We start from the raw sequence: 4,228 nt of genomic DNA, 5'->3' as shown, positions 1-4,228 counted from the left end.
TGATTTCACCACTGAGCCCGTTTTGCCTCCGCTTGCTACGCGTTGGCACTCAGTCACCGAGAAAAATTCGTAGAGACGTGTCATCGGTAAGGCCGTACGACCAGCTATGCACTTACTTCGCATCACCGCCACAATCTGCGCAGGCCGAAGGCAAGAGTGACGGCCTCTGCCCTCGGAAACGGGCTCCGGCCGACAGCGGCACGCGATCTGAGGGCCTTAAGCCAAAAATCCCAAGTGCAGGGATTTCCGGCTTAAGGCCGCTCAGCCCGGTGCCGCTACCCGTCGGCCTGCGCCCTCTGCACAAAACAGGCTACGCGGCCCAGAAGCTAGGGGATAAGGACCAGGAAGGGTAAAACCTAAGCCCGGGTTTTCCCTCCCTGGTCCTTATCCCACCGCTTCTACCGGGCCGCTCCGCCTTCTGCACAAAAAAACGTCCCAACCAAAAGTTAGGACGATTGCTCGCGGTACCACCTAAGTTGTGCGTTGCCGCACCTCTCGAAACCGATAACGGCGGCGGCCGGATACCACTTCATTACTGTCGCAGTACCCACTCCCGAGCTACCGCGACGCTGCATTCGGCCGGTTTGCACCTTCCACCGGTTCTCTGAGACCCTGCTACGCCGCGCTCTCGATCAAAGTGTTAGCTGTATTATAGCGTACTTATTCCGGCGCCGCAAAGGTGGCGAGGGCCTCTTTCATGTTGTTTTCAGTATTCTCTGCATCGGCAAAGTACATCAGCGTCTGAATCTCACTGGTCAGGTCGATGTACTTCACGTGCACGCCTTCCGGTACCTTCAAGCGGGCGGGGGCGAAATTCAAGATAGACCGCACGCCCGCGGCCGTCAACTGAGCCACGGCTTCCTGGGCCGACACGCTGGGCACGGTGGAAATGGCTGTGGTGATCCCCTGCTCCCGGATCTTCTCCGCCAGCTGGTCCATGTGGTAAACGGGCACGCCATTAATAATCGTCCCGATGGCTGGACACTGGGTATCGAAGGCACAGGTGATGCGCAAGTTGTCGTTGCGCCGGAAGTTGTTTTGAATCAGGGCCTGACCCAGATTACCCACCCCCAGCAAGGCAATCTTGTGCAGTTCGTTGACCCGCAGCATGCGGGCAAACGTATCGATCAAATGGCTGACATCGTAACCGTAACCGCTCTTCCCGAGTTCCCCGAAGCAGGAGAAATCCCGGCGGATCGTTGCGGCGGGTATGTGAATGTTCTTGCTGAGCTCGTGGGACTTGATGCGCGTGATCCCCTCCGCCCGATACATGCATAAGTATCGATAATACAAAGGAATCCGCTTGGCCGTCGCCCGGGGCAAGGTGACCACGTGTTGTTCTGTCATGTTGATTCACCGTCCTATTTGTTTACTGCTTCACACAATAATATAGCATGTTTGTCACACCTTGTGCAAGCGCAAACACTCAATAAAATATCGGGGATCAAAAAAAGCAGAGACCAACGCCGCTAATTCGGCATTCATCCCTGCTTCAGCTGGCTCGCCCCGCGGGCAGTCAGCCAAGTTGGTGAAGTGTTCAACTTTTCTCCCAGGGCAGAGGACTTACAGTAAAGCGGCCGTCTCCGCCTTGTGGGCATCCATAAATTCGTCCTGGGGATGGATCGTAGTCAGCTTGATCCCAGCCAAAGCCCGGGCCATCATTGCTTCGCCGTCCAGGGCTGCCTCGTATTGCCGCGCCCGTTCCAAATTCGGCTTAGTCTTGGGCCGCGGCGGAGCGAAAATGGTGCAGCAGTCTTCAAACGGCATGATCGATAAATTGAAGGTGTCGATCTTTTCTGCCAAGGCAATGATCTCGGTCTTATCCATGGTGACGACGGGGCGCAGTACCGGTGTATTCGTCACGTCTTCAATCGCCAGCATACTCTCCAGCGTCTGGGAAGCCACTTGGCCCACCGATTCGCCGTTGAAAATGGCCAACCCGCCGCGCTGGGCCCGAATACGGTCGGCCAGCTCCAGCATGAAGCGGCGTTGGACTGTCATCAGATAGCCTTCCGGCACGTGGGCTTTGACTTCTTCTTGAATCTCCGTGAACGGGACCTCGATGAAATTAATCGCGCCAGCATAGGGGGCGAGCTTCGCGGTCAATTCCTTGGCCTTATTCAGCGCATCCACACTGGTGTACGGGGGACTGAAGAAATGGACCATCTCGATGTCGACGCCCCGCTTCATGGCCAGATAACCGGCTACCGGACTGTCGATACCGCCAGACAGCATCAGCACGGCTTTACCGGCAGAGCCCACCGGCAGGCCGCCAGCACCCTTAATCGTCTCTGTGGACAGATAAATCCCATCCCGCCGGACTTCCACCCGCAAGGTCAGGTCAGGATGTTTCATCTGCACCTTAATGTTGGGGAAGGTGTCCGTGATCAAGTCCCCTAAGTCCAGGTTCATCTGGTTCGTGTCCAACGCAAAAGTATGATCGCTGCGCCGGGTATTGACTTTGAAACTGGCGGTGGGACTGGGCAAAGTCGCCCGCACCAAGTCGATTGCGGTGGCATGCACGACCGCCATATCCTTGGGCAGCTTGATTGCCGGGCTATAGTTCTGAATGCCGAAAATACGGTCCAGAATGGCCATCACCGGCTTCGCCGGCGTTCCGTTCAACTGAATATGCATCCGGTCCCGCTTGGGGTGAATGCTCAAGTCCGGAAAGTTCTTCAGCGCCTTCGTGACATTCCCCGTCAACCGGCTGATGAAGTTACGGCGATTCTTGCCTTTGGTCGACAGTTCGCCGTAGCGCACCATGATTTCAGTATATTCCATAAAAATCTCCTTCAATTAGGCCGAATGGGCTGCTGTCACCGTGGTCCGCAGCTTAGCAAATTTCTTGTACAAGATATCGAAGACGCGGTTGAACTCGTCGGCTTCCGCCAAAGTGTTGTGCTCGTCCAGCGACACGCGGACGGCACTGGTAGCAATCCGTTCAGGCACCTGCATGGCCTTCAGGGTACTGGATTCGGTCCCCTTCTTCGATGAGCAAGCGCTGGTGGTCGAAATGTAAATATCGTGGTCTTCAAACGCGTGGACGATGGTCTCCCCGCGGACACCCGGCAAAGCGAAGCACAAAATATGCGGGGCAAATTGATTCGTCGCCGGCGAAAAGATTGTGACATCGGGGTACTGCTGTAAGTGATTCAGAATCCGTTTACGGACAGCCGCCTGCTGGGCGACGTTCGCGTCCTCATTCGTCAGCAGCAGCCGTAACGCCTTGGCCATCGCGCCAATGGCCGGTGTGTTTTCTGTACCGGACCGCCAGTCGGATTCCTGGCCGCCGCCGGTCAAGAGCGGTGCAATCTTGCGCCCTCGCTTGGCATAAATGAAGCCGGTACCCCGGGGCGCATGGAACTTATGGCCGGAGAATGTGGCAAAGTCTACCCGCGGATCGCGAATCAAATCGTGCAGCCCTTTGCCCACTGCTTGAACGGCATCCACATGAAAGTGGATGGTGGGATAATCAGCCAGCACCTTGGCGACTTCGTGAATCGGTTGAATCGCGCCAATCTCATTGTTGACGACCATCGTGGAAACCAGGATGGTCTGGTCCGTAATCGCATTGGCCAGCATCTGGGGGTCAATGAACCCATTCTTGTCCACGGGTAAGTAAGTGACCCGGAAGCCCAGTTTCTCCAGCTGCTTCATTGTGTTAATCACCGCCGGATGCTCAATCGCCGTCGTAATCAGATGGTTCCCGAACTCCCGCTTCTCGATCGCGGTGCCCTTAATGATCCAGTTGTCACCCTCGGTACCGCCGCTGGTGAAGAAAATTTCATCCGGTTCAGCCCCAATCAGCTGCGCAATCTGGCTCCGGGACGCCTGGAGCATGTCGTTGGCCTTAGTGCCGACAGCATGCAAAGACGACGGGTTGCCGAAGTAATCGTTGCTGATGGCATCATAAGTGGCCAGCACAGCCGGGTCAATCTTGGTCGTGGCGCTGTTATCAAAATAAATCAAATTATTAAGCACTCCTCGTTTACGGTTCGTTGATTCCACTGCTTGGAAAATGTAAGTAAGAAAAGTATATGCAAATCGGCGTGAAAGTGCAAGGGAAGCAGGCCAAAGGGTGGAGGCTGGTGGTGCTGCCAGCCGGAACCCGTTTAGAGGGTAAAGTCGAACGGTTAGAGAGGCAGATATTGTCTGGTCTTGACCCGGGTGACTACGGGCTGCGCAGATTGGGGGCGGCGACGCGCAGCTAGTGCGAAGCCGGTTT

Annotated in this window: 3 protein-coding genes; all 3 read right to left on the bottom strand. The window is 55.9% G+C overall.

The features are described from left to right. Window positions 1–660: 660 nt before the first annotated feature. The 3 genes from L248_RS00615 to L248_RS00605 all read right to left on the bottom strand — a co-directional run bounded on the left by L248_RS00615 (window position 661) and on the right by L248_RS00605 (window position 3,972). Window positions 661–1,347, bottom strand: coding sequence for a redox-sensing transcriptional repressor Rex (locus L248_RS00615; RefSeq protein ID WP_022528081.1), 687 nt, complete (start codon window positions 1,345–1,347; stop codon window positions 661–663). A 216-nt stretch (window positions 1,348–1,563) separates the two neighbouring features. Then, window positions 1,564–2,784 (bottom strand): tRNA uracil 4-sulfurtransferase ThiI, encoded by a 1,221-nt coding sequence (gene thiI, locus L248_RS00610; RefSeq protein ID WP_040534142.1) that lies wholly within the window; start codon window positions 2,782–2,784, stop codon window positions 1,564–1,566. Between the two features lie 15 nt (window positions 2,785–2,799). Continuing rightward, entirely contained in the window at window positions 2,800–3,972 is a 1,173-nt protein-coding gene (locus L248_RS00605; protein WP_040534141.1) for a cysteine desulfurase family protein, read from the bottom strand. Between the last annotated feature and the right edge of the window lie 256 nt (window positions 3,973–4,228).

This window comes from Schleiferilactobacillus shenzhenensis LY-73 (assembly GCF_000469325.1).
Taxonomy (GTDB): Bacteria; Bacillota; Bacilli; order Lactobacillales; family Lactobacillaceae; genus Schleiferilactobacillus; species Schleiferilactobacillus shenzhenensis.
The sequence above is the reverse complement of the archived record's forward strand: the minus strand, read 5'-3'. Positions and strand labels throughout refer to the sequence as shown.

Bases quoted from the DNA above. Each gene is read 5' to 3' on its own strand.
- L248_RS00615 (WP_022528081.1), bottom strand. From the start codon at position 1,347: ATGACAGAACAACACGTGGTCACCTTGCCCCGGGCGACGGCCAAGCGG.
- thiI (WP_040534142.1), bottom strand. From the start codon at position 2,784: ATGGAATATACTGAAATCATGGTGCGCTACGGCGAACTGTCGACCAAA.